Origin of the sequence: Motilibacter peucedani (assembly GCF_003634695.1) — a bacterium.
Classification (GTDB): domain Bacteria; phylum Actinomycetota; class Actinomycetes; order Motilibacterales; family Motilibacteraceae; genus Motilibacter; species Motilibacter peucedani.
Genome location: NZ_RBWV01000004.1, coordinates 1 through 22,243 on the forward strand (window position 1 = coordinate 1; position 22,243 = coordinate 22,243).

The window sequence follows — 22,243 nt, forward strand, 5'->3', positions numbered from 1 at the left end:
AGCATGGCTCCACCACTACAACCACCACCGGCCTCACACCGCCCTCGGGAACCAGCCACCGATCGACCGCTGCACCAACGTCTCCGAGCAGTACAGCTAGCCGCCGGCCCGCTCGAGCTCGCGCACCTGCAGCTCGACGTCCCGGGGCAGCCGGCGCCGGTCGGCGGCGACGGCGGGCAGCCGGCGCACGGCGTCGACCAGCGCACCGCGTACTTGTGGGTCGCGTCCCCGGCGCACCAGCCGGGCGATGTGGAGCAGGCAGACGCCCACCGGGCGCCGCAGCCAGGTCGAGAGCACCGCGTTGCGGGTCTGAAGCCGGGTGCGGTCGGTGCGCCCGCCGGCGGAGCCGGGGTGGTGGTGGCAGACGACGTCGTCGACGTGGGCGAGGCCCCAGCCGGCGGCCGCGAGGTCCTGGGCGAGCACGGTCTCCTCGCCGAGGAAGAAGACGACCGGCGAGAAGCCGCCGACCTCGAGGTAGGCAGAGCGCCGCACGACGGCTCCGCAGGCGACGAAGCCGAGCACCGAGGGGCCGGGCAGGTCGGGCTCGGTGCCCAGCGGTGCGCGGGCCATCTCGGCGCAGACGGGGTCGAGCCGCTCCTCGGGCCCGACCAGGATGCGGGCGGCGAGCAGCCCGAGACGGGGGTGGGCGTCGAAGTGCTGCTGCGCCCGCACCAGCGCGCCGGGCGCCCACCACGAGTCGTCGTCGGCGAAGGCGACGTAGGGCGTCTGCGCCGCCTCGACGCCCAGGGTCCGGCCGGTCGCGCCCAGGTTGCGCCCCGGCCGCAGCACCCGGACCTCCGGGTGCGACGCCGCCACCGCCTCGGCCGTGCCGTCGTCGGAGCCGTTGTCGACGAGGACGACCGGCGGCCGCTCGGGCAGCGCCGCGAGGTGCCCGAGGGTGGCCAGAACCCGCTCGCGCCGGTTGCGGGTCGCCATGACGACCGTCACGCCTACTCCTCCCACGTGACCTCCTCCCGCAGCACCCGGGCGGGGTTGCCGCCCACGAGCGCGCGCGCCGGCACGTCGCGGGTCACGACCGCACCCGCGGCGACCACGGCGCCCTCGCCGACGGTCACGCCCTTGAGCACCGTCGCGCGGGCGCCGACCCACACCCGGTCGCCGATCACCACCGGGCTCGTGCGCGGCGCGCCGTCGACGCTGTGGGAGTCCGAGTCGACGACGAGCACGTCCCAGGCCAGCAGGCAGCCGCGCCCGATCGACACCCGCTCGTGGGCGACGATCTCCGTGCGGTGGTTGACGAACGTGCCGCCACCGATCTCGATGACGGCGCCGGCGTCGCGCAGGTGCAGGCCCACGTGGTGCGCGAGCAGGACCCCCGGGCCGACCCGTACGGCTGTGCCGCCTCCCAGCCGCACGATCCGCACCCCGCGCTCCGCCCGCAGGTCCTCGCCGCCCTCGACGCGCCGGCGCAGCAGCGCGCCCCGCGTGCGGGTGGCTGCCTGCAGCGCGCTGACGGAGATCGACATGCTCTTCCGCTTCCCCGGTCGGAGCCCGGCAACCCGTCGTGCCGGCTCAGCCGACCGTCGCGCTGCGGCGCTCGACGAGCAGCACGTCGCGCCACACGCCGTGGTGCCGGCCGAGGCGCTCGCGGCGGCCCACGACGCGGAAGCCGGCGCGCTGGTGGAGCGCGAGGCTGGCGGCGTTCTCGGGGAAGATCCCGCTCTGCACCGTCCAGATGCCGGCGGCCTCGGTGGAGGCGACCAGCGCGCCGAGCAGCAGCGCACCGACGCCGCGACCGCGAGCGCGGGCGGCGACGTAGACCGAGTGCTCGACCACCCCGGCGTAGACCGGGCGGGCGGACACCGGGCTGCAGGCGACCCAGCCGAGCACCGCGCCCGCCGGGTGGACCGCGACCCAGCGGTGGTCGGCGAGCCGGGTGGTGCAGAACTGCTCCCAGCTCGGCGGCTCGAGCTCGAAGGTCGCGTCGCCGGAGGCGATGCCCTCGGCGTAGACCGCGAGGACCGGGTCGCGGTGTGCCTCGGTCATCGGCACGACCACCACCGGCGCTCCGACCGGCTCAGCCACGGGCGTACCAGATCGTGCCCTCGCCGTAGCGCCGCTCGCGCAGCGGCGCGAGGCCCTCTGGCCACTCGAAGCCGCCGCCGCGGGTGGAGCGCTCGACCGCGACCAGCGCGTCCCGCCCGAGCCAGCCGCCGGCGAGCAGCGCCTCGAGGACCGCCACCACCGCACCGCCGGCGAGGGCGTAGGGCGGGTCGAGGAAGACCACGTCGAAGGCGTCGGGGGGCTCGCCCGCCACGGCCTTCTCGACCGTGGTGGCCAGCACCTGCGTGCCGGGCAGGCCGAGCGCGGCGATGTTGTCGCGGATCGCCCGGACCGCCGAGGGCGAGGACTCGACGAGCAGGACGCGCTCGGCTCCCCTGCTGGCCGCCTCGAGCCCGACCGCGCCGGAGCCGGCGTAGAGGTCGAGCACGCGGGCGCCGTCGAGCGGGCCCCACAGGGAGGTGACGGTCGAGAAGAGCCCCTCGCGGGCCCGGTCGGAGGTCGGCCGGGTGGGGCCGTCGGGCACCACGAGGCGCCGCCCGCCGGCGACGCCGGCCACGATGCGGGTCACGCCTTCTCCAGGTAGTCGGCGCGCTCTGCGTCGACGAGCTGCGCGATCGCCTGCGCCAGCGCGGGGTCGCCGGCCAGCGTCGGGTCGTCGGCGACCGCGCGGGCGGCCTCCTCGCGGGCGGAGAGGATGACGTCCTCGTCGCGGAGCACGGAGAGCAGGCGCAGGCTCGTGCGCCGGCCCGACTGCGAGGCGCCGAGCACGTCGCCCTCGCGGCGGGCCTCGAGGTCGAGGCGCGAGAGCTCGAAGCCGTCGAGCGTGGAGGCGACCGCGTCGAGCCGCTCGCGGGCCGGCGTGCCGGGCGGGGCGTCGGTGACCAGCAGGCACAGGCCGGCGTGGCCGCCGCGGCCGACCCGCCCGCGCAGCTGGTGGAGCTGGGAGACGCCGAAGCGGTCGGCGTCCATGACCACCATGCCGGTGGCGTTGGGCACGTCGACGCCGACCTCGATGACCGTGGTCGCGAGCAGCACGTCGACCTCGCCGGCGGCGAAGCGCGACATCACGGCGTCCTTGTCGTCGGGGTGCATGCGCCCGTGGAGGACCTCGACGCGCAGCCCGGCGAGCGGGCCGTCGGTGAGCAGCGGCGCGATCTCGAGCAGGGCGATCGGCGGTCGCCGGGCGTCGTCGGAGGCCGGCTCGTCGCCGCTGGGCGCCTCCTCGGGGCCCTCGCCGATGCGCGGGCACACGACGTAGGCCTGCCGGCCCGCTGCGACCTCCTCGCGCAGGCGCACCCACGCCCGGTCGAGGAAGTGCGGCTTCTCCCCCGCCGGCACCACGTGGGTGGCGATCGGCGAGCGGCCCTTCGGCAGCTCGGACAGGGAGGACACCTCGAGGTCGCCGAACACGGTCATCGCCACGGTGCGCGGGATCGGGGTCGCGGTCATGACCAGCACGTGCGGCGGCGCCGACCCCTTGGCCCGCAGGGCGTCGCGCTGCTCGACGCCGAAGCGGTGCTGCTCGTCGACGACGACGAGCCCGAGGTCGAAGAAGCTCACGGACTCCTGCAGCAGCGCGTGCGTGCCGACGACGATGCCGGCGTCGCCGCTCGCGGCGTCGAGCAGCGCCTGGCGACGCGCAGCGGCGCCCATGGAGCCGGTCAGCAGCGCCACGCGGGTGCCCCGGTCGGACCCGCCGAGCAGCCCGCCCTCGGCGAGCGGCCCGAGCATCGCGCGGATCGAGCGGGCGTGCTGCTGGGCGAGCACCTCGGTGGGAGCGAGCAGGGCGGCCTGGCCGCCGGAGTCGACGACCGTCAGCATCGCCCGCAGCGCGACGACGGTCTTGCCCGAGCCGACCTCGCCCTGGAGCAGCCGGTTCATCGGCCACGTCTGCGCGAGGTCGGCGGCGACCTCCTCGCCCACGACGCGCTGGCCCGGGGTCAGCGTGAACGGCAGGGCGGCGTCGAACGCGGCCAGCAGCCCGTCGGGCGACGGGGTGCGCGGGGTGGCCGTCAGCTCGCGCGCGGCGAGCCGGCGCTGGGCCAGCAGCGCCTGCAGCACGAAGGCCTCCTCCCAGCGCAGCCGCTCGTGGGCCGCCGCGACGTCGGCCTTCGTCCGCGGCAGGTGGACCAGGCGCAGCGCCTCGGCCAGCCCGAGGAACGAGTGCTCGTCGCGCACCTGCTCGGGCAGGGGGTCGTCGAGCGCGCCCAGGGTGTCGAGCACGACCCGCACGCTCTGCGCGAGCTTCCACGACGGCATCTGCGCGCTCGCTGGGTAGACGGGGATCAGCGCCGCGAACTGGTCGAGCACGTCGGCGTCGTCGTCCCCGCCGTCGAAGAGCACGTAGTCGGGGTTGGCCAGCTGCAACGAGCGGTTGAAGCTGCCCACCTTGCCGGAGAACAGCCCGGTGCGGCCCTCGACCAGCTCGCGCTGGCGCCAGGCCTGGTTGAAGAAGGTGAGCGAGAGGTCGTCGCGCCCGTCGGTCACCACGACCGAGAGGATCGTGCCGCGCCGCCCCCGCATCGGGCGGCTGCTCGCCGACTTCACCCGGGCCAGCACGGTGACGTGCTCGTCGACCGTGAGCCTGCCGAGCTCGGTCATCTGCCCGCGCTCGGCGTAGCGGCGGGGGTAGTGGCGCAGCAGGTCGCCCACGGTGTGCAGCCCGAGGGTCTTGCCGAGGGCGGCGGCCGTGCGGTCGCCGACAGCGGAGACCAGCGAGGCGCCGAGCGGGTCGCTCACTCGACGCCCACCAGCAGCAGCGCGCCCGGCTGGCCCCCGGGGTGGACGACCGTCTCGACCTCGGGGTGCGCCCGGGCCAGCCCGGCGCGCACCGCCTCGCCGAGCGCGGCACCGGCTCCCGCGCCGAGCAGCAGCGTGACCAGCTCGCCGCCGCCGGACAGCATGCGCTCGGCCAGCTCGAGGGCGGCCACCTCGGCGCTCCCGGCGCGCAGCGGCACGGGCTCGCCCTCGACCAGCGCCCGGCCACCGGCCGTGAGCGCGCCCCAGCGCATGTGGCCGGCCGCGGCGGTCATGGCGACGACGTCGTCGTCGAAGCCGCGCGAGGGGTCGTGGACGGCGACCGCGGCCACCGCCTGCACCGGCGAGCGGAGGGGTACGACTGCGGCGCGCAGCCCGCTGCGGCGTACGCGTCGCACCGCCTCCTCCAGCGCGACGACCTGCACGGCGTCGCACAGCAGCACCAGCTCGGCGGCGCCCGCCGCCAGCGCGAGCAGGTCGTCGGCGGCGAGCCGGGCACCGGCCGGCAGGTCGATCGGGTGGGCCCCTGCCTGCTCGAGCAGCGCGGCCAGGCCGGGCCCCTCGGCGACGACGAGCACGGCGCGCGCAGCGGCGGCGGTGTCGTGCAGCGCGGCGATGCGCAGGCGGTGGGGCCGGCCGGTGGCGAGGCCCGCCTCGACGGCCGCACCGGCGTCGTCGGTGTGCAGGTGGACGCTCCAGAGCCCGTCGCCGCCCACCACGACGACGCTGTCGCCCAGGCCGGCGAGGACCGCGCGCAGTGCGGGGACGTCGCCGTCGGCCGCGTCGAGGAGGTACATCACCTCGTAGGCGCCGCCGGCCGGCTCGGCGACGGGTGCGACGACGGGCTCCGCGGCGGCAGCGGGCAGCGGCGTGCGCGTGACCACGGCGGCGAGCGCGTCGAGCAGCACGACCAGGCCCCGGCCGCCGGCGTCGACGACGCCGGCCCGGGCGAGCGCGTCGAGCTGCGAGGGGGTGCGGGCGAGCGCGTCGCGCGCCCCTGCCGCGGCGGCGAGCACCACCGGCACGACGTCGCGGTGCGGCTCGGCGGCGGCGGCGTCGGCGGCGCCGCGGGCCACCGAGAGCATCGTGCCCTCGACGGGTGTCACCACGGCGGCGTAGGCGGAGTCGGTGGCCGAGCGCAGCGCCTCGGCGAGCAGGTCGGCGTTGGCCGAGGTGGTCTCGCGACCGGCCTCGGCGGCGAGCGTGCCGGCGATGCCGCGGAACAGCTGGCTCAGGATGATGCCGGAGTTGCCGCGGGCGCCGACCAGCGCGCCGCGCGCCAGGGTGCGCACGGTCGTGGCGAGGTCGGAGCCGGGCGGCAGCTGCTCGAGCGCGCCGTGGGCGGCCTCGAGGGTGAGGTAGAGGTTGGTGCCGGTGTCGCCGTCAGCGACGGGGAAGACGTTGAGCGCGTCGATCTCGGCGCGGGCGGCGGCCATGGCGTGGAGCGCGACCCGGGCCCACGCCCGCATGGCGGCGCCGTCCACGGCGTCGACGGCGTCGAGCGCCGTCCCAGCCGTGCCTGCCACGCGGTCCTCCTCGAGTGCTGGTCGCTCGAGTGCTGTGTCGCTCGAGTCCTGTGTCGCCTGGGTCTGGTCCGTGCGCCCGTGCCGGGCAGCGTAGTCTCGGCCACCGACAGCGGCGGAGCGGAGCAGCCCGCCCTGGGGACGTGCTCGCGCCCGGATTGGTCTCGGGTCCCGGTCGTCCGTTATCCTGCTCAGGTTGCCCGCACGCAGGTGCGGGCGCTCTCGAACTCGCTCGACCTATTGGAGGGGCCCCCGTGGCTGCCAACTGCGACGTCTGCGGCAAGGGGCCGGGCTTCGGCAACAACATCTCGCACTCGCACCGGCGCACCCGTCGCCGCTGGAACCCCAACATCCAGACGGTGCACGCGCTGGTGGGCAAGACGCCGAAGCGGCTCAACGTGTGCACCTCGTGCCTGAAGGCCGGCAAGGTCACCCGCTAGCACTTCCCGCGGCGCCCTCGGGCGCCCGCACCCGCGTCTCGACGGAGCCGGTCCCCCGAGGGGGCCGGCTCTTCGTCGTGTCCGGCACCTCCGGGCGCCGGCCCTCAGCGCGCGTAGTGGTCCCAGCCCCGCCGCACCACCCGGACGGGCGCGAGGCCCGCGACGGTGACGACCCCGCCGCCGGCCGAGGCGGCGACGACCCGGCCGACGACGCGCACGCCGTGCGGCAGGGGTGCGCCGGGCGGCAGGGTCGCGGCGAGCGCGTGCTCCTCGCCGCCGCCGAGCACCCAGTCCCAGCCCTGCTCCCCCAGAGCGGCCGCCGCCCCGCCCACGCGCTCGAGGTCGGGCTCCAGCGCCGCCGCGTCGACCACGAGGTCGACGCCGCTGGCGGCCGCCACGTGCCCGAGGTCCTGCAGCAGCCCGTCGCTCACGTCGAGCATCGCCGTGGCACCGGCGCGCGCGAGCGCCGGCCCGGCCGCGTAGTCGGGGACGGGTACGCGGTGGGCCGCTGCCAGCGCCGCCCAGCTCTCGAGCAGCGCGGCGTCGCCGCGCAGGTGCAGCGCGAGGCCGGCCGCAGACGTACCCAGCGCTCCCGCCACGACGACGAGGTCGCCGGGCCGGGCGCCCGAGCGCAGCACCGGCGCCCGCCCCTCGAGGTCGCCGAGCGCGGTGACGCTGACGACGACGCGCTCGCCGCGGGTCATGTCGCCGCCGACCACGGAGGCACCGGCCCGCGCGCTCTCGTCGCGCAGCCCGTCGGTGAGCCCGGTCGCCCAGTCGAGTGGCAGGTCGCGCGGCGCGCTCAGCCCGACCACGAGGGCGGTGGCGCGGGCCCCCATGGCGGCGACGTCGGCGCAGTTCTGCGCGGCAGCCTTGCGGCCGACCTCGTAGGCGCTGGACCAGTCGCGGCGGAAGTGGACGTCCTCGACGAGCACGTCGGTCGTCACGACGACGCGCGCGTCGGGCGCCGCGACGACGGCGGCGTCGTCGCCCGGGCCGACGAGCACGCCGGGGCCCTGCGGGAGCCGCGCGGTGACCTGCCGCAGGACGGCGAACTCACCCGTGGTGCCGATGCTCGGTCCCGCGAGGTCCAGGCCGCTATCCTGCCCTTCAGCGCCCATGGCGGCCGCCCCCGAAGCGTCGCGCAGCCAGGAGGTCGCCGTGGTCCATGCCTACATCCTGGTGCAGACCGAGGTGGGCCGGATCTCCACCGTCGCGAGCGCCATCGCGGAGATCCCCGGCGTGGTCAGCGCCGAGGAGGCCATCGGTCCCTACGACGTGATCGTGCGGGCGCAGGCGCCCGACATGGACGAGCTGGGCCGCCTGGTCATCGCGCAGGTGCAGGCAGTCGAGGGCATCACGCGCACCCTGACCTGCTCGGTGGTGTCGGTCTGAGCGCCACCCGCCTCGCCGTCCCGGTCGCCGCCGCGGCCGCGCTGCTCGCGGCCGTCCTCGGGGTGCTGGCCCTGGTCCGCTCCGGGCTCGACCCGAGGGTGACACCGCCCAGGGTCGCCTCCGCGCAGGTCGCGACGCAGTGCCGGACCTTCACCGCGAGCCTGCCCTCGGTGCTCGGCAGCTACGAACGGCGCGGCACCCGTCCCCACAGCGAGCTGACCGCCGCCTACGGCACGCCGGCCATCACCGTGCGCTGCGGCGTGGTGGAGCCCAAGCCGACCGGCGACTACGACTGCCGGCGCTTCGGCGACCAGGACTGGCTCGTCGTGCCGCGGCGCAGCGACTCGCTCTTCCTCACCTTCGGCACCAGCCCCGCGGTCGAGGTCGTCGTGCCCGACGACTACCAGGCACCGCCGCTCGAGGGCCTCTCCGGGCCGGCCAGCCGGCTGCCGCGCAACGGGCTCGCCTGTCCCGACCCCGGCTGACGGCTCTTCTCGCGGGGCTCGCTCGGGTCTAGCCTGCGGGCATGCACCGACATTGAGTCCCCCGCACGCCCGCCGACCTGCTCTTCCGGCGGATGACCACCTGGGCGCTGGTGGCGGACGCCGTCCCCGTCTACCCCGTCTACGCCCTGCTGTTCACGGACTCCGGCCTCGGTGACGGCCAGGTCTCCGCACTGTTCGCGCTGTGGTCGCTGGTGTCGGCGCTCGCGGAGGTGCCCTTCGGGGCGCTCGCCGACCGGGTGCCGCGCCGGCAGGTGCTGGTCGCCGCCGGTCTCGTGCAGGCGGCCGGCATGGCGTGCTGGACGGTCGCGCCCTGCCTCGCGGGGTTCGCGGCCGGCTTCGTGCTCTGGGGCCTGAGCGGGGCGCTGTCCTCGGGGGCGCGCGAGGCGCTGCTCGTCGACGGGCTGGTGGCCCTGGACGCCGTCGACCTGGTGCCCCGGGCCCTGGCGCGCCTCTCGGCCGCCGAGCTCGTCGCCCAGCTGCCTGCAGCCGTCCTCGCCTCGCTGCTGCTACCGCTCGGCGGCTACCCGCTGGTCGGCGCTGCGAGCGTCGGCACCTGCACCGCCGCGGCGGTGCTCGCCGCACGCGTACCCGAGCCGGCTCCTCCGCCGCCGCGGAGCGAGGGAGGAGGGCAGGCGTACCTCGCGGGCCTGCGCGAGGCGGTCAGCGACGTACGCCGCGGCCCCCTGCTCCGCGCCGCCGTCCTGGCGCTCGCGCTGGTGACCGGGCTCGACGCGCTGGAGGAGTACTTCGGCCTGCTCGTGCACGGCTGGCACGTGCCCCTCACGGCGACGCCCGCGGTGCTGCTCGTCGTGTCGCTCGCGGGGGCGCTCGGCGGGTGGGTGGGCGGCCGGCTGAGGCCGCGCCACCCCGCCGTGCTGCTCGCCGCGGCGGCCCTGCTGCTCGGCCTCGCGGTCGCCGCGGGCGGCCCGGTGGCGGTGGCGCTGCTGGCCTGCTTCTACGCCGGCTACCGCGCGGTCCTGGTCGACGTGACGGTCCGGCTGCAGGAGCGCGTCGAGCGGTCCCGGGCGACCGTCACGTCGCTCGCCTCGCTGGCCACGGAGGGCGTCGGGCTCGCGGTGTTCGGCCTGTGGGCGCTCGCCGGTGCGAGTGGTACGCCGTGGCTCGTCGCCGCCGTCGCCGTGGCGCTGGCGGCGGCCGGTCAGCGCAGGCCGACCGGCCGCTCGAGAGCCGTGCGCAGCAGCCGGTCGACCAGGGCCGGGTAGTCGAGGCCGCTGGCGGCCCAGGCCTGCGGGAAGACCGACGCCGGCGTGAACCCGGGCATGGTGTTGACCTCGTTGACGACCGCGGTGCCGTCGGGCCGCAGGAAGAAGTCGACGCGGGCCAGCCCTTCGCAGCCGAGGGCCTCGAAGGCGTCGACGGCGAGCCGGCGCACCTGGTCGGACACAGCGGCGGGCAGGTCGGCCGGGACGTCGAGCCGGGTGGAGCCGTCGAGGTACTTCGCCTGGAAGTCGTAGAACTCGTGGGCCGGGTCGACCGTGATCTCGGCGACGACGCTGGCCTCGGGCGCCGACCCGCCGGTGCCCTCGAGCACGCCGCACTCGAGCTCGCGGCCGGTCACGGCGGCCTCGACGATGACGCGCGGGTCGTGCGACTGCGCCAGCTCGACCGCCGGCTCGAGGTCGTCCCACGAGCTCACCTTGCTGATGCCGACGCTCGAGCCCGCGCGGCACGGCTTGACGAACACCGGCAGTCCCAGGGCCTCGACGCGGGCGCGGACGGCGGCCCGGTCGTGCTCCCAGGCGCGCGGCGGCACGACGACGTAGGCCCCGACCTCGAGCCCGGCCGAGCTCAGCGCGGCCTTCATGTGGCCCTTGTCCATGGAGGCCGCGGAGGCGAAGACCCCGCTGCCGACGTAGCGCAGGCCGGCGAGCTCCAGCAGCCCCTGCACGGTGCCGTCCTCGCCGAAGGGCCCGTGCAGCAACGGGAAGACCACGTCGACGGTGCCGAGCTCGGCGGGCACGGAGGCGGCGTCGCGCAGCACGAGCGCCTTCGCGGCGGGGTCGGCCTGCAGCACCAGGGCGTCGCCGGCGCCCGACGCCTCCGGCAGCACGCCGTCGCGGATCGCCAGCGCGCCCGGCTCGTCGGAGGCGAGGGCCCAGCGCCCGTCGCGGGTGATGCCGACGGGCACGACGTCCCACGCCGCGCTGTCGATCGCCTCGAGGACGCACCCTGCTGACACGCAGGAGATGGCGTGCTCGGAGCTGCGCCCGCCGAACAGCAGGGCGACGCGCGGGCGGGCGGGCGTCGGGTCGTCGGCAGGCAGGTCGTCGGCAGGCATCGCCGCGACCCTACCGCCCGGTCCCCGGCCCGCCGGGCGTCCCGCACCGGGGGCTGGGAGGCTTCTCCGGTGACCTCGATCCCCGCCGACGCAAGCCCCGACGAGCCAGCCGCCGGGCGCCCGCTCTCGCTCGCTACCCTCGCCGTGGCTGCCGGCCGGCCGCCGCGCGAGCCGTTCGCCCCGCTCAACGTGCCGCCGACCTTCGCCTCCACCTACGTGCAGGGCGGTCCCGACGACTACGGGCGCTTCCGCAACCCGACGTGGAGCGCCCTGGAGGAGGCTGTCGGCCGGCTCGAGGGCGGCCGCGCCCTCGCGTTCTCCTCGGGCCTGGCGGCTGTCTCCGCGGTGCTCGACGAGGTGCCGGTCGGCGGCGTGGTCGTCGCCCCCGTCGGCTCCTACAGCGGCACCCTCGCCGCTCTGGCGAAGATGCAGCGCTCCGGCCGGGTCGGCGAGGTGCGCACCGTCGACGTCGCCGACACCGCAGCGGTCGAGGCGGCGGCCGCGGGCGCGCACCTGGTGTGGGTCGAGTCGCCGACCAACCCGCTGATGGCGGTGGCCGACATCCCTGCCGTCGTCGCGGCTGCAAGGGCCGCGGGCGCACTGGTGGCGGTCGACGCGACCTTCTGCTCCCCGCTCGTCCTGCGGCCGCTGGAGCTGGGAGCCGACGTCGTCGTGCACTCGGCCACGAAGTACCTCTCCGGCCACAGCGACGCCCTGCTCGGCGTCGTGGTGGTCCGCGACGACGACCTCGAGCAGCGGCTGCGTACGACCCGCACCCTGGGCGGCGCCGTGCCCGGCACGATGGAGTCCTGGCTGGTGCTGCGCGGGCTGCGCACCCTGCACCTGCGGGTCCAGCGCTCCCAGGCCTCGGCGCAGGTGCTGGCGGAGCGGCTCGCCGAGCACCCGGCGGTCGACCGCGTACGGTTCCCCGGCCTCCCCGACGACCCCGGCCACTCGCGCGCGCGGGCGCAGATGACCGGCTTCGGCTCGATCGTGTGCGCAGAGGTCCGCGGTGGTGTGGCCGAGGCCGACTCCGCCGTGGCGGCCTGCCGGCTGTGGATCCCCGCGACCAGCCTGGGCGGCGTCGAGTCCACCCTCGAGCGCCGGCGCCGGCACGCCGGCGAGAGCGTCGAGGTGCCCGAGACGCTGCTGCGGCTCTCGGTCGGCATCGAGGACGTCGAGGACCTGTGGGCCGACCTGGACGCGGCGCTGCGCTCCTAGGCCCGCGCTCTCAGAGCTCCGGCTTGGCGCTCCGCGTCATGAGGGCCTCGACCGCCTCGCGCGGCGAGGCACCGTCGCGGACGACTCGCACGACCTGCTCGGCGATCGGCATGTCGACCTCGTGCAGGCTCGCCAGCTCGAGCACGGACTCGGCCGACTTCACGCCCTCGGCGGTCTGCGACAGGCTCGCGACCGCCTCTGCCAGCGCGGCGCCCTGGCCGAGCCGCTCGCCGATCGAGCGGTTGCGCGACAGCGGCGAGTAGCACGTGGCCACCAGGTCGCCCAGGCCGGCCAGGCCCGCGAAGGTGAGCGGGTTGGCGCCCAGCCGGCTGCCGAGGCGCGCGGTCTCGGCGAGCCCACGGGTGACCAGGCTCGCCTTCGCGTTGTCGCCGAGACCCATGCCGGCCGCCATGCCGACGGCGAGGGCGATGACGTTCTTGATGGCGCCTGCGAGCTCACAGCCGACGACGTCGCTGTTGGTGTAGGGGCGGAACCACGGCGTACGCACGACGTCCTGCAGCCGCTCAGCCACCTCCTCGTCGGCGCAGGCGACGACCGACGCCGACGGCTGGCGGGAGGCGATCTCGCGGGCGAGGTTGGGCCCGGTCAGCACCGCGATGCGCTCGGGCGGCGCGCCCGTGGTCTCCGCGACCACCTCGCTCATCCGCTTGCAGCTGTGCAGCTCGATGCCCTTGGCCAGGCTGAGCAGCACGGCCGACGACGGCAGCACAGGCGCGAACTGCTCGAGGTTGGAGCGCAGCGTCTGTGCCGGCACCGCGAGGACGACGACCTCGGCACCGTCGAGGGCCTCGGCCACGTCGGCGGTCGGCACCACGGAAGGGGGCACCGGAACGCCTGGCAGGTAGGCGGAGTTCTCGCCGGCCGCCGCGATCGCGCTGCTGAGCTCCGGTCGACGCGCCCACAGCGAGACCGACGCCCCCGCGTCGGCCAGCACGATGCTGAACGCAGTGCCCCAGGACCCGCTGCCCAGGACCGCGACCCGGGTCACGCGCCGCCCTCGCCGGCGCCGTGGGCCCGGGGGTCGTAGCGCTCCGCGGGGGCCTTGGTGCCACGCAAGACCTCCAGCTCGGCGGTGATGGCGTCGAGGATCCGGGCGGTCGCCTCGCGCAGCACCTCCGCGGTCATCGGCCCCTCGCGCAGGTCGTCGAGCCGCACGGGCTCACCGACCCGGAAGGCGAGGGTCTTGCGGGGCAGCAGGCGGGGCAGCTTGGTCCCTCGCGGAAGCAGCTCGTGGGCTCCCCACTGGGCGACCGGCACCACGGGCGCGTCGGTCAGCAGGGCGATCCGGGCGGCGCCCGTGCGGGCCTGCATCGGCCAGAGCTCCGGGTCGCGGGTCGTCGTGCCCTCGGGGTAGATGATGACGCACTCCCCGGACTTCACCGCGGCGACAGCGGCGGTGAACGCCTTGGCCGCGTCGCGCGAGTCGCGGTGCACGGGGATCTGGTCGGCGCCGCCGAGCACCCAGCCGACGACGGGCATCGAGAACAGGCTGGCCTTGGCCAGGAAGCGCGGACGCCGCTGGTTGTCGTGGATGAAGCGGGCCATGCCGACCGGGTCGGCCACCGAGATGTGGTTTGCCACCACGATGACGCCGCCCTCGCGGGGCAGCCGCTCCACGCCGTCCCACTGCTTGCGCGTGAAGACCATCAGCAACGGCTTGAGCACGTCGACGGCCACGCGGTAGGACGGCCCCTGCCGGAACGGGCCTTCCTTCGGTCGCGAAGTGAACACCGCAGCCGCCTCTCCGAGGGATGAGCACCGGTCGGGCCACCGGCGCGTTGTCGCTGGGTGCATTGTCGCTGACGGCAGGGGCTCCTCCTGCACGCCGGGTCTCGCGCCGCCGAGGGCGGTGCCGCCCGCGTGCGAGGATGGGCGCGTGGCGCGATGGACCCTCCTGGTGCCGGTCAAGGAGCTCTCCCGCGCCAAGACCCGGCTGGTGCCGCCGCCAGGCGTGCAGCGGGCCGAGCTGGCCCGCGCCTTCGCCCTCGACACCGTCGCCGCCGCAGCAGCGGCCGAGCTCGTCGAGCGCGTCGTCGTGGTCACCGACGACCCCGTGCTCGCCACCCGGCTGCCGGCCAGCGCGGCGGTCCTGGCAGGCGGGCCCGACGGCCTGAACCCTGCGCTGCTGCACGCGGCGCGCGAGCTGGGTGCGCAGCCGGTGGCCGCGCTGACCGGCGACCTGCCCGGGCTGCGCTCCGCCGAGCTCGACACCGCCCTGGCCACAGCCGCGCAGCACGAGCTGGGTGCGGTCGCCGACGCCCAGGGCACCGGCACGACGCTGCTGGCCGCGGGCCACCTCTCCTCGTTCGTGCCGCGCTTCGGCGAGGGCTCGTTCGCCGCGCACTGCGCCGCAGGGGCGGCTGCGCTGCCGGCCGGGCGCAGCGTCCGCTCCGACGTCGACACCGCCGACGACCTCCGCTCGGCGGTCGCGCTGGGCGTCGGCCCGCACACCGCCGCACTGCTCGCGGACCGGGCGTCGGCATGACGGTGCTGCAGGCGACCGTCGCCGACTGGGACGGCGCGACGCGTACGGGTGCGGTGCTCCTCGACGACGGCACCCGGGTGGCGTTCGGGGCGACGAGCCTCGAGGGCTCGGGGGTCCGGCTGCTGCGGTCGGGCCAGCGGGTGCACCTGCGGGTGGAGGCCGGTGAGGTGGTCGCGCTGACGCTGCTCACGATGCCGCTGCCCTGAGGGCTTCCTCCGGTTCCCGGAGACGCCTCAGCCGGCAGAGCGCCCGCGTGGGCGCTCTGCCGGCTGAGGGACGAGCTGGGGGCCTGTGGCTCAGGCCTTCTTGGCGGCCCGCTTCGCGGGGGCCTTCTTGGCAGCGGTCGACTTCGACGCGGTCGACTTGGCGGCCGTCGTCCTCGTCGCCGTGGTCTTGCTGGCGGTCGCCTTGCTGGGCGTCGACTTCGACGCCGTCGACTTGGCAGCCGTGCTCTTGCTCGCGGTGCTCTTGCTGGGAGCGGCCTTGGTCGCCGAGGACTTCGTCGCCCGCGCGGGAGCTGACTTGGTCGCCGTCGACTTCGTCGCGGGCGCCTTGGTGACGGTCTTGCTCGCGGTCGAGCCGGTCGACGCGGAGCGCGTCGAGGCGGACTTCGCCGGAGCCTTGGTGGCGGTCGTCTTCGACGCGGCACCGGTGGTGCTGCGGCTCGACGCGGCCTTGGTGGCGGTGCCCCGGGTCGAGGTCGACCGGGTCGGGGTGGACGCGGCAGCGGCCTTGGCGGCCGTCGCCCCGGTGGCAGCAGCGCCGCGTGCGGCGGGTGCTGCCTTCTTCGCCGGCGCCGCGGCCCGCGGGAGCTTCTTCTGCCCGCTCACGATGGCCTTGAGGTCGGTGCCCGGACGGAACTTCGCGACCTGGGTCTTCTTGACCCGGACGCTGGCCCCGGTGGCAGGGTTGCGGGCGGTGCGCGCAGCGCGGTCGACGCGCTCGAACACCCCGAAGCCCGTGATACCGACCTTCTCGCCCTTGGCGAGCGAGCGCTGGATGATGTCGATGACAGACTCGAGTGCGTACTGAGCCTGGCGCTTGTTGCCGTCGAGACGGCCGGCAAGCTCGTCGATGAGCTGAGCTCTGTTCACTGCTCCCCTCCGGGGGTGGTCTAAGACAGGCCGATGGCCCGATTCCCGCCGACGGTAGGGCGAAAACCACGCGGGCACAACGACCTGCGCGGCGTTTCTGCTGCAATCGACGGGATTTCCACCTGCAAGGGGCTCAGAAGGGCAGTCGAAGGGCCTTTCCTGTGCTCGGTGACGACGTCGAGAAGTGGCCTCCGGACAACGGGTTCCGGGCCCCCCGCGAACCCTGGAACCCGGTCGCGGTGCCCTGTCTGCGGGCGCCGCGACCGGCCGGAGGTCAGGAGAGGGCGGGCAGCGTACGCGGCTTCCAGGACGGCCGGACCGCCTCGAACGCCGCGATCTCGTCGGCGTGGCGCAGGGTCAGGTCGACGTCGTCGAGCCCCTCGAGCAGGCGCCAGCGGCCGTAGTCGTCGACGTCGAACGGCGCCACCAGATCGCCCGCGCGCACGGTCTTCTCGTGGAGGTCGACCGTCACGGCGGTGGTGGGGTCGGCCTCGACCAGCGCCCACAGCGCCTCGACGACCGACTGCTCGACCTGTGCGGTCAGCAGGCCCTGCTTGAGCGAGTTGCCCCTGAAGATGTCGGCGAAGCGCGAGGAGATGACGACGCGGAAGCCGTAGTCGTTGAGGGCCCACACGGCGTGCTCGCGCGAGCTGCCGGTGCCGAAGTCGGGCCCGGCCACGAGGATCGTGCCCGCCGCGAACGACGGGTCGTTGAGGACGAAGGTCGGGTCGGTGCGCCAGGCCGCGAACAGCGCGTCCTCGAAGCCCGTGCGGGTGACCCTCTTCAGGTAGACGGCCGGGATGATCTGGTCGGTGTCGACATTGCTGCGGCGCAAGGGAACCGCGGTGCCGGTGTGCGTGGTGAAGGCGCGCATGGCTGGTGCTCCGGTCTCTCGGTGTTCGGAAGGGGTTCGTCAGGCGCCGACGGGCTGCAGGTCGGCCGGGGCGGCGAGCCGCCCGACGACCGCGGTGGCCGCAGCGACCTCCGGCGAGACCAGGTGCGTGCGACCGCCCGCGCCCTGCCGGCCCTCGAAGTTGCGGTTGCTGGTCGAGGCGCTGCGCTCCCCCGGCGCGAGCTTGTCGGGGTTCATCGCGAGGCACATCGAGCACCCTGCGCCACGCCACTGCGCACCAGCGGCCGAGAAGACCTCGTCGAGGCCCTCGCTCTCGGCCTGCTGCTTCACGAGCACCGAGCCGGGGACGACGAGCATGCGTACGGTGTCGGCGACCTTGCGCCCCTGCAGCACCTTGGCCGCCGCGCGCAGGTCCTCGATGCGCCCGTTGGTGCACGAGCCGATGAAGACGGTGTCGACGGCGATCTCGCGCAGCGGCGTGCCGGCCTGCAGGCCCATGTAGTCCAGGGCCCGCTCGGCGGCGACGCGCTCGTGCTCGTCGGTCAGCTGCGCGGGGTCCGGCACCGAGGCCGAGAGCGGCAGGCCCTGGCCGGGGTTGGTGCCCCAGGTGACGAACGGCGTCAGCGTGCTCGCGTCGATGACGACCTCGCGGTCGAAGGTGGCGTCGTCGTCGGTGACCAGCTCGCGCCAGCTCTGGACCGCGGCGTCCCAGTCGGCGCCCTGCGGCGCGTGGGGACGGCCCTGCAGGTAGGCGAAAGTCGTCTCGTCGGGCGCGATCATCCCGGCGCGGGCACCTGCCTCGATCGACATGTTGCAGATCGTCATCCGGCCCTCCATCGACAGGGCGCGGATCGCCTCGCCGCGGTACTCGATGACGTGGCCCTGCCCGCCGCCCGTGCCGATCTTCGCGATGACCGCGAGGATCACGTCCTTGGCGGTGACGCCCTCGGGCAGCGCCCCCTCGACCGTCACGGCCATCGTCTTGAAGGGCTTGAGCGGCAGGGTCTGCGTGGCGAGCACGTGCTCGACCTCGCTGGTGCCGATGCCGAACGCGAGCGCGCCGAAGGCGCCGTGGGTGCTGGTGTGCGAGTCGCCGCAGACCACCGTCGTGCCGGGCTGGGTCAGGCCCAGCTGCGGACCGATGACGTGGACGATGCCCTGGCCGCGGTCGCCCATGCGGTGCAGGCGCACCCCGAACTCCTCGCAGTTGCGGCGCAGGGTGTCGACCTGCGTGCGCGAGACGAGGTCCTCGATGAGCGCACCCTCGGTGACCGACGGGCCCTCGGTGGGGACGTTGTGGTCCTCCGTGGCGATGGTGAGGTCGGGCCGGCGCACGGGACGGCCCGCGAGCCGCAGGCCGTCGAACGCCTGCGGGCTGGTCACCTCGTGCACGAGGTGCAGGTCGATGTAGAGCAGGTCGGGCTCGCCCTCGGCGTGGCGCACGACGTGCGACTCCCAGACCTTCTCCGCGAGCGTCTTGCCCACCGGGGTCTCCTTCGTTCGGCAGTGGTCTTGCTTCTGTCGGGCCGTCGACTTGCCATCTCGGCTAGTGAGACGGCAGTCTTGGCTCATGGACAAGAGTAGCGGAGTCGGCGTCCTTGACAAGGCCGCGCACGTGCTGGGCGCCCTCGAGGCCGGCCCGCAGACCCTGGCGGGGCTGGTCGCGGCGACAGGACTGGCCCGTCCGACGGCCCACCGGCTCGCCGTCGCGCTCGAGCACCACCGGCTGGTGTCGCGCGACATCCAGGGCCGCTTCGTGCTCGGCCCCCGGCTCGGCGAGCTGGCGGCCGCGGCCGGGGAGGACCGACTGGTCGCCGTCGCGGGGCCCGTACTCGCCGAGCTGCAGCGGGTCACCGGCGAGAGCACGCAGGTCTACCGCCGCCAGGGCGACGACCGCGTCTGCGTGGCCGCCGCCGAGCGTCCCTACGGCCTCCGCGACAGCATCCCGGTCGGCACGACGCTGACGATGCTGGCGGGCTCGGCGGCCCAGGTGCTGCTGGCCTGGGAGGAGCCCGAGCGGCTCCACAAGGGTCTGCGCGGTGCGGCGTTCACGGCACCGGTCCTGGCCGCCGTGCGCCGCCGCGGGTGGGCCGCCTCGGTCGGCGAGCGCGAGCCGGGCGTCGCCTCGGTCTCCGCGCCCGTGCGCGGCCCCCACAACCGCGTCGTGGCCGCCGTGAGCGTCTCCGGCCCCATCGAGCGGCTCACCCGCCAGCCGGGCCGCGCCCACGCCGAGCCCCTGCTCGCGGCCGCCGCCGCCCTCAGCGAGGGCCTCGCCCGCTGACCGCTTCCCCCACCCCCCACCGTTGCGGGCTGGGGAACGGCAGAAGGCCCGCCCCTCCGGAGAGGGACGGGCCTTCTGCGATGTAGCCCCGACGGGATTCGAACCCGCGCTACCGCCTTGAGAGGGCGGCGTGCTAGGCCACTACACAACGGGGCCTTGCAGTACCCCACCGACCTGCGCCGATGGAGCAGAGCTGGGGTACCAGGACTCGAACCTAGACTAGCTGAACCAGAATCAGCCGGGCTGCCAATTACCCCATACCCCAACGCGCTCGGGCCGCGGAGGCCTTCGCACTGGCGAGAACTCTACCCGACGCGGCGCCCCGGAAGCGAACCGGCCACCAGGCCGGTCAGCGCGCGGAGGTCCGGGATGCGTACGACGCCCTCCGGCAGCTCGGTGCCGGCCCCTCGACCGTGCCGGTCGAGCCACACCCCGACGAGGCCCGCGTCGCGCGCTCCGAGGGCGTCGGTGCGCAACCGGTCCCCCACGTACGCAGTGGTGCCTCGCGCCGTCCCCAGCGCCGCGCAGCCGGCGTGGAAGAGCGCCGGGTGGGGCTTGGCCGGCAGCCCGTCGGTGTCGGGGCACAGGACGACCTCGAAGCGCCCGCCGAGCCCGACGCGCTCGAGCTTGGCGAGCAGGTTGGCGGTCGAGTTGTTGCTCACGACGCCCATCGGCACGTCGAGCGCGTCGAGCACCTCGACCGTCTCGGCGAACGCCGCGGTGGCGGCCTCGAAGGCTGTCCGGTAGGCGTCGAACCACGCGTCGACCTCGTCGTCGCCCGCCGGTACGGGCTGGCCGAGCCAGGCCAGGATGCCGCGCACCCGCTCCCGGCGCTGCCCCTGCCAGGTGAGTTCGCCGTCGAGGTGGCGCCGGTAGTGCAGCTCCTCGAGCCGGCGCCACTCGGCGGCCGCGGCGTCCCGGTCGGCCGCCGGCGCGACCTGCGACAGCCGCTGCACGAACCCGCGCGCCACCGCTCCGCTGTGGTCGACCAGCGTGTCGTCGACGTCGAAGAGGACCGCCTCGACGCTCACTCCGGCAGGGCGCCCAGCGCGTCGCGCAGGCGGGCGAGCGAGCGCTCGCGGCCCAGGAGCTCCATCGACTCGAACAGCGGGGGCGAGACCTTGCGGCCGGTCACCGCGACGCGCACGGGGCCGAAGGCGTTCTTGGGCTTGAGCCCCAGCCCCTCGACGAGCGAGGCCCGCAGCGCTGCCTCGATCTCCGCTGTGCGCCAGTCCGCCAGGGCCTCCAGGGCCTCGACGGTCGCGGACAGCACGCCGCGGTCGAGCAGGGACGCGGCGGCCGGGTCGACGACGACGGAGTCGGCGAACAGAAAGCCGAGCATCTCCGACGCCTGCTTGAGCAGCGTCAGGCGCGACTGCACGAGCGGCGCAGCGCCCTCGAGCAGCCGCTGCTGCCCGGCCGAGGGCGGCGTCGTGACGTAGCCGTCGAGCGAGAGCTGGTGGGCGATGCGCGAGGTGAAGTCGGCGGGCTCGAGCCGGCGGATCCACTCGGCGTTGATGGCCTCGCACTTCTTGAGGTCGAACCGCGCGGGGTTCGGGTTGACCCGGGCGACGTCGAACGCCTCGACCATCTCGGCCAGCGAGAAGATGTCGCGGTCCTCCGCGATCGACCAGCCGAGCAGCGCCAGGTAGTTGAGCAGCCCCTCGGGGATGAACCCGGCGTCGCGGTAGAACCCGATCGCCGACTCGGGGTCGCGCTTGGACAGCTTCTTGTTGCCCTCGCCCATGACGTAGGGCAGGTGGCCGAACAGCGGCAGCTCGCCGGTGCCCACGCCGATCTGCCCGAGCGCGCGGTAGAGCCCGATCTGGCGCGGCGTCGACGAGAGCAGGTCCTCGCCGCGCAGGACGTGGGTGATGCCCATGAGCACGTCGTCGACCGGGTTGACCAGCGTGTAGAGCGGCGAGCCGTCGCCGCGCACGATGACGAAGTCGGGCACGCTGCCGGCGGCGAAGCGCACCTCCCCGCGCACGACGTCGGTGAACACGAGGTCGTCGTCCGGCATGCGCAGGCGCAGCACCGGCGATCGGCCCTCGGCCCGCCAGGCGGCCTTCTGCTCGTCGGTCGAGTCGCGGTCGGCGTTGTCGTAGCCGAGCTTCGGGTCCTGGCCGGCGTCGCGGCGGCGCTGCTCGACCTCCTGCGGCGTCGAGAAGGACTCGTAGGCGAGCCCGGCCTCGAGCAGCCTGGCCGCGACGTCGGCGTAGACGTCCATGCGCTGCGACTGGCGGTAGGGCGCGTGCGGGCCGCCGACCTCCGGGCCCTCGTCCCAGTCGAGACCGAGCCAGCGCAGCGTGTCGAGCAGCGCGTCGTAGGACTCCTCGGAGTCGCGCGCGGCGTCGGTGTCCTCGATGCGGAAGACGAAGGTGCCGCCGGTGTGCCGGGCGTAGGCCCAGTTGAACAGCGCGGTGCGCACCAGCCCGACGTGCGGGTTGCCGGTCGGCGACGGGCAGAAGCGGACGCGTACGGCTGAGGCGTCAGTCACGAGCAACCACCCTGTTGGTCAGCGTCCCGATGCCCTCGACGGTCACGGAGACGAAGTCGCCCGGCACGATCGGCCCGACACCCGCCGGCGTGCCGGTCAGGATGACGTCGCCCGGGAGGAGCGTGAAGGTCTGCGACACCAGCGCGACGAGCTCGTCGACGCCGGTGAGGAGGTCGGCGGTGGTGCCGTCCTGGCGGACGGTGCCGTTGACGTCGGCGCCGATGCGCAGCCGCGACGGGTCGACGGTCGTCTCGATCCACGGACCGATCGGGCAGAAGGAGTCGGCGCCCTTGGCCCGCGCCCACTGGCCGTCGGAGGACTGCAGGTCGCGGTCGGTCACGTCGTTGGCGCAGGTGTAGCCGAGGATGACGTCCTTCGCGCGGGACGCGGGGACCTCGCGGCAGAGCCGGCTGATGACGACGGCGAGCTCGGCCTCGTGGTGCACGGTGCCGGCGCCGGCGGGGAGCGCGATCGGCTCGGCCGGGCCCACGACGGAGGTGGAGGGCTTGAGGAAGATCGTCGGCACCGCAGGCGCCTCGCCGCCCATCTCGCGCGCGTGGTCGGCGTAGTTCTTGCCGATGCCGATCACCTTGCTCGGCAGCACCGGCGCGAGCAGCCGCACGTCGGCGAGCGCGACCGGCTCGCCGGAGAGCTGGAACGGGGCGAACGGGTGGCCGGCGATCGGGGTCACCGACAGGGTCTCGGGCCGGGCCGGGTCACCGTCCACGACGCCGAAGGAGACCGTCTCGCCGTAGGAGAATCTCGCGATGCGCACGCGCCCAGGCTAGTCGAACGGGCGGCACCTCCCCCACGGCGTGTATCCGCCGGCCCCCTGCGCGCTCT

The 22,243-nt window shown here is 75.2% G+C and carries 25 protein-coding genes and 2 tRNA genes; 9 read left to right on the forward strand and 18 right to left on the reverse strand.

Features of this window, described 5'->3' with window-relative positions:
• On the forward strand, positions 1–100 hold a 100-nt coding region (locus CLV35_RS01260; RefSeq protein WP_147431837.1), incomplete at its 5' end, for an integrase core domain-containing protein.
• Here CLV35_RS01260 and CLV35_RS01265 read toward each other — a convergent pair.
• Genes CLV35_RS01265 through CLV35_RS01290 form a run of 6 tightly spaced genes read right to left on the reverse strand, consistent with a single transcriptional unit; the run spans position 97 to position 6,308 of the window.
• A complete protein-coding gene (locus CLV35_RS01265) occupies positions 97–936 on the reverse strand; it encodes a glycosyltransferase family 2 protein (RefSeq protein ID WP_121191650.1) in 840 nt (279 codons plus the stop codon). The genes CLV35_RS01260 and CLV35_RS01265 overlap by 4 nt on opposite strands.
• 14 nt (positions 937–950) lie before the next feature.
• Positions 951–1,487 carry an acyltransferase gene (locus CLV35_RS20705; RefSeq protein WP_147431838.1) on the reverse strand — a complete coding sequence of 179 codons (537 nt, stop codon included), beginning with the start codon at positions 1,485–1,487 and terminating at the stop codon, positions 951–953.
• Between the two features lie 46 nt (positions 1,488–1,533).
• Positions 1,534–2,007 (reverse strand): GNAT family N-acetyltransferase, encoded by a 474-nt coding sequence (locus CLV35_RS01275; RefSeq protein WP_121191652.1) that lies wholly within the window; start codon positions 2,005–2,007, stop codon positions 1,534–1,536.
• A 31-nt stretch (positions 2,008–2,038) separates the two neighbouring features.
• Positions 2,039–2,593, reverse strand: coding sequence for a 16S rRNA (guanine(966)-N(2))-methyltransferase RsmD (gene rsmD / locus CLV35_RS01280; RefSeq protein ID WP_121191627.1), 555 nt, complete (start codon positions 2,591–2,593; stop codon positions 2,039–2,041).
• Positions 2,590–4,764, reverse strand: a complete 2,175-nt coding sequence (gene recG / locus CLV35_RS01285) for an ATP-dependent DNA helicase RecG (protein WP_183061579.1) — start codon at positions 4,762–4,764, stop codon at positions 2,590–2,592. The genes rsmD and recG overlap by 4 nt, the downstream gene beginning before the upstream one ends.
• On the reverse strand, positions 4,761–6,308 hold the full coding sequence (locus CLV35_RS01290; RefSeq protein ID WP_231121299.1) for a DAK2 domain-containing protein: 1,548 nt from the start codon (positions 6,306–6,308) through the stop codon (positions 4,761–4,763). Before CLV35_RS01290 ends, recG begins: the two co-directional genes overlap by 4 nt.
• 251 nt (positions 6,309–6,559) lie before the next feature.
• Between CLV35_RS01290 and rpmB the strand changes: the two genes are divergently transcribed.
• Complete coding sequence (rpmB, locus tag CLV35_RS01295) at positions 6,560–6,745, forward strand: 50S ribosomal protein L28 (protein WP_121191628.1); 186 nt, start codon at positions 6,560–6,562, stop codon at positions 6,743–6,745.
• A 104-nt stretch (positions 6,746–6,849) separates the two neighbouring features.
• Here the strand turns inward: rpmB and CLV35_RS01300 are convergent, their stop codons facing one another.
• Positions 6,850–7,866, reverse strand: a complete 1,017-nt coding sequence (locus tag CLV35_RS01300; protein ID WP_121191629.1) for a thiamine-phosphate kinase — start codon at positions 7,864–7,866, stop codon at positions 6,850–6,852.
• Between the two features lie 40 nt (positions 7,867–7,906).
• Between CLV35_RS01300 and CLV35_RS01305 the strand changes: the two genes are divergently transcribed.
• The 3 genes from CLV35_RS01305 to CLV35_RS01315 all read left to right on the forward strand — a co-directional run bounded on the left by CLV35_RS01305 (position 7,907) and on the right by CLV35_RS01315 (position 9,869).
• Positions 7,907–8,140, forward strand: coding sequence for an Lrp/AsnC family transcriptional regulator (locus CLV35_RS01305; protein ID WP_121191655.1), 234 nt, complete (start codon positions 7,907–7,909; stop codon positions 8,138–8,140).
• Complete coding sequence (locus CLV35_RS01310) at positions 8,137–8,625, forward strand: DUF3515 family protein (protein ID WP_269203872.1); 489 nt, start codon at positions 8,137–8,139, stop codon at positions 8,623–8,625. The genes CLV35_RS01305 and CLV35_RS01310 overlap by 4 nt, the downstream gene beginning before the upstream one ends.
• Positions 8,626–8,717: 92 nt before the next feature.
• Positions 8,718–9,869: an MFS transporter gene (locus tag CLV35_RS01315; protein WP_121191630.1), complete on the forward strand. Its 1,152-nt coding sequence runs from the start codon at positions 8,718–8,720 to the stop codon at positions 9,867–9,869.
• On the opposite strand, the gene CLV35_RS01320 is transcribed toward CLV35_RS01315, so the two are convergent.
• Positions 9,806–10,945, reverse strand: a complete 1,140-nt coding sequence (locus CLV35_RS01320) for a D-alanine--D-alanine ligase family protein (RefSeq protein WP_121191631.1) — start codon at positions 10,943–10,945, stop codon at positions 9,806–9,808. The two genes, CLV35_RS01315 and CLV35_RS01320, sit on opposite strands and share 64 nt — an antisense overlap.
• A gap of 69 nt (positions 10,946–11,014) precedes the next feature.
• Between CLV35_RS01320 and CLV35_RS01325 the strand changes: the two genes are divergently transcribed.
• Positions 11,015–12,166, forward strand: a complete 1,152-nt coding sequence (locus CLV35_RS01325) for a trans-sulfuration enzyme family protein (RefSeq protein ID WP_183061583.1) — start codon at positions 11,015–11,017, stop codon at positions 12,164–12,166.
• 10 nt (positions 12,167–12,176) lie between these two features.
• On the opposite strand, the gene CLV35_RS01330 is transcribed toward CLV35_RS01325, so the two are convergent.
• Together CLV35_RS01330 and CLV35_RS01335 are read right to left on the reverse strand one after the other, a co-directional pair.
• Positions 12,177–13,175 (reverse strand): NAD(P)H-dependent glycerol-3-phosphate dehydrogenase, encoded by a 999-nt coding sequence (locus CLV35_RS01330; protein ID WP_121191632.1) that lies wholly within the window; start codon positions 13,173–13,175, stop codon positions 12,177–12,179.
• Positions 13,172–13,918, reverse strand: coding sequence for a lysophospholipid acyltransferase family protein (locus CLV35_RS01335; protein ID WP_231121301.1), 747 nt, complete (start codon positions 13,916–13,918; stop codon positions 13,172–13,174). Before CLV35_RS01335 ends, CLV35_RS01330 begins: the two co-directional genes overlap by 4 nt.
• Before the next feature lie 145 nt (positions 13,919–14,063).
• On the opposite strand from CLV35_RS01335, the gene cofC reads away from it, so the two are divergent.
• Positions 14,064–14,672, forward strand: a complete 609-nt coding sequence (gene cofC, locus CLV35_RS01340; protein WP_121191634.1) for a 2-phospho-L-lactate guanylyltransferase — start codon at positions 14,064–14,066, stop codon at positions 14,670–14,672.
• A complete protein-coding gene (locus CLV35_RS01345; RefSeq protein WP_121191635.1) occupies positions 14,669–14,878 on the forward strand; it encodes a hypothetical protein in 210 nt (69 codons plus the stop codon). Before cofC ends, CLV35_RS01345 begins: the two co-directional genes overlap by 4 nt.
• 90 nt (positions 14,879–14,968) lie before the next feature.
• Here the strand turns inward: CLV35_RS01345 and CLV35_RS01350 are convergent, their stop codons facing one another.
• The 3 genes from CLV35_RS01350 to leuC all read right to left on the reverse strand — a co-directional run bounded on the left by CLV35_RS01350 (position 14,969) and on the right by leuC (position 18,104).
• On the reverse strand, positions 14,969–15,766 hold the full coding sequence (locus tag CLV35_RS01350; protein ID WP_121191636.1) for an HU family DNA-binding protein: 798 nt from the start codon (positions 15,764–15,766) through the stop codon (positions 14,969–14,971).
• Positions 15,767–16,040: 274 nt separating this feature from the next.
• Entirely contained in the window at positions 16,041–16,640 is a 600-nt protein-coding gene (gene leuD, locus CLV35_RS01355; RefSeq protein ID WP_121191637.1) for a 3-isopropylmalate dehydratase small subunit, read from the reverse strand.
• A 39-nt stretch (positions 16,641–16,679) separates the two neighbouring features.
• Positions 16,680–18,104 carry a 3-isopropylmalate dehydratase large subunit gene (gene leuC / locus CLV35_RS01360; protein WP_183061585.1) on the reverse strand — a complete coding sequence of 475 codons (1,425 nt, stop codon included), beginning with the start codon at positions 18,102–18,104 and terminating at the stop codon, positions 16,680–16,682.
• Between the two features lie 85 nt (positions 18,105–18,189).
• On the opposite strand from leuC, the gene CLV35_RS01365 reads away from it, so the two are divergent.
• Entirely contained in the window at positions 18,190–18,900 is a 711-nt protein-coding gene (locus CLV35_RS01365) for an IclR family transcriptional regulator (RefSeq protein WP_121191639.1), read from the forward strand.
• 83 nt (positions 18,901–18,983) lie between these two features.
• On the opposite strand, the gene CLV35_RS01370 is transcribed toward CLV35_RS01365, so the two are convergent.
• From CLV35_RS01370 to CLV35_RS01390, 5 genes are all read right to left on the reverse strand, one after another.
• A tRNA-Glu gene (locus CLV35_RS01370) sits at positions 18,984–19,056 on the reverse strand.
• A gap of 37 nt (positions 19,057–19,093) precedes the next feature.
• Positions 19,094–19,165: transfer RNA gene (locus tag CLV35_RS01375), tRNA-Gln, on the reverse strand.
• A 40-nt stretch (positions 19,166–19,205) separates the two neighbouring features.
• Complete coding sequence (locus CLV35_RS01380; protein ID WP_121191640.1) at positions 19,206–19,931, reverse strand: HAD family hydrolase; 726 nt, start codon at positions 19,929–19,931, stop codon at positions 19,206–19,208.
• On the reverse strand, positions 19,928–21,400 hold the full coding sequence (gene gltX, locus CLV35_RS01385) for a glutamate--tRNA ligase (RefSeq protein ID WP_121191641.1): 1,473 nt from the start codon (positions 21,398–21,400) through the stop codon (positions 19,928–19,930). Before gltX ends, CLV35_RS01380 begins: the two co-directional genes overlap by 4 nt.
• Positions 21,393–22,175 (reverse strand): fumarylacetoacetate hydrolase family protein, encoded by a 783-nt coding sequence (locus tag CLV35_RS01390; RefSeq protein WP_121191642.1) that lies wholly within the window; start codon positions 22,173–22,175, stop codon positions 21,393–21,395. The genes gltX and CLV35_RS01390 overlap by 8 nt, the downstream gene beginning before the upstream one ends.
• Positions 22,176–22,243 lie beyond the last annotated feature (68 nt).

Excerpts from the sequence above, each read along its gene's own strand:
- CLV35_RS01345 (WP_121191635.1), top strand. The coding sequence starts at position 14,669 with ATGACGGTGCTGCAGGCGACCGTCGCCGACTGGGACGGCGCGACGCGT.
- leuD (WP_121191637.1), bottom strand. The coding sequence starts at position 16,640 with ATGCGCGCCTTCACCACGCACACCGGCACCGCGGTTCCCTTGCGCCGC.
- CLV35_RS01300 (WP_121191629.1), bottom strand. The coding sequence starts at position 7,866 with ATGGGCGCTGAAGGGCAGGATAGCGGCCTGGACCTCGCGGGACCGAGC.
- CLV35_RS01320 (WP_121191631.1), bottom strand. The coding sequence starts at position 10,945 with ATGCCTGCCGACGACCTGCCTGCCGACGACCCGACGCCCGCCCGCCCG.
- CLV35_RS01275 (WP_121191652.1), bottom strand. The coding sequence starts at position 2,007 with ATGACCGAGGCACACCGCGACCCGGTCCTCGCGGTCTACGCCGAGGGC.
- CLV35_RS01265 (WP_121191650.1), bottom strand. The coding sequence starts at position 936 with ATGGCGACCCGCAACCGGCGCGAGCGGGTTCTGGCCACCCTCGGGCAC.
- CLV35_RS20705 (WP_147431838.1), bottom strand. The coding sequence starts at position 1,487 with ATGTCGATCTCCGTCAGCGCGCTGCAGGCAGCCACCCGCACGCGGGGC.
- CLV35_RS01365 (WP_121191639.1), top strand. The coding sequence starts at position 18,190 with ATGGACAAGAGTAGCGGAGTCGGCGTCCTTGACAAGGCCGCGCACGTG.
- CLV35_RS01315 (WP_121191630.1), top strand. The coding sequence starts at position 8,718 with ATGACCACCTGGGCGCTGGTGGCGGACGCCGTCCCCGTCTACCCCGTC.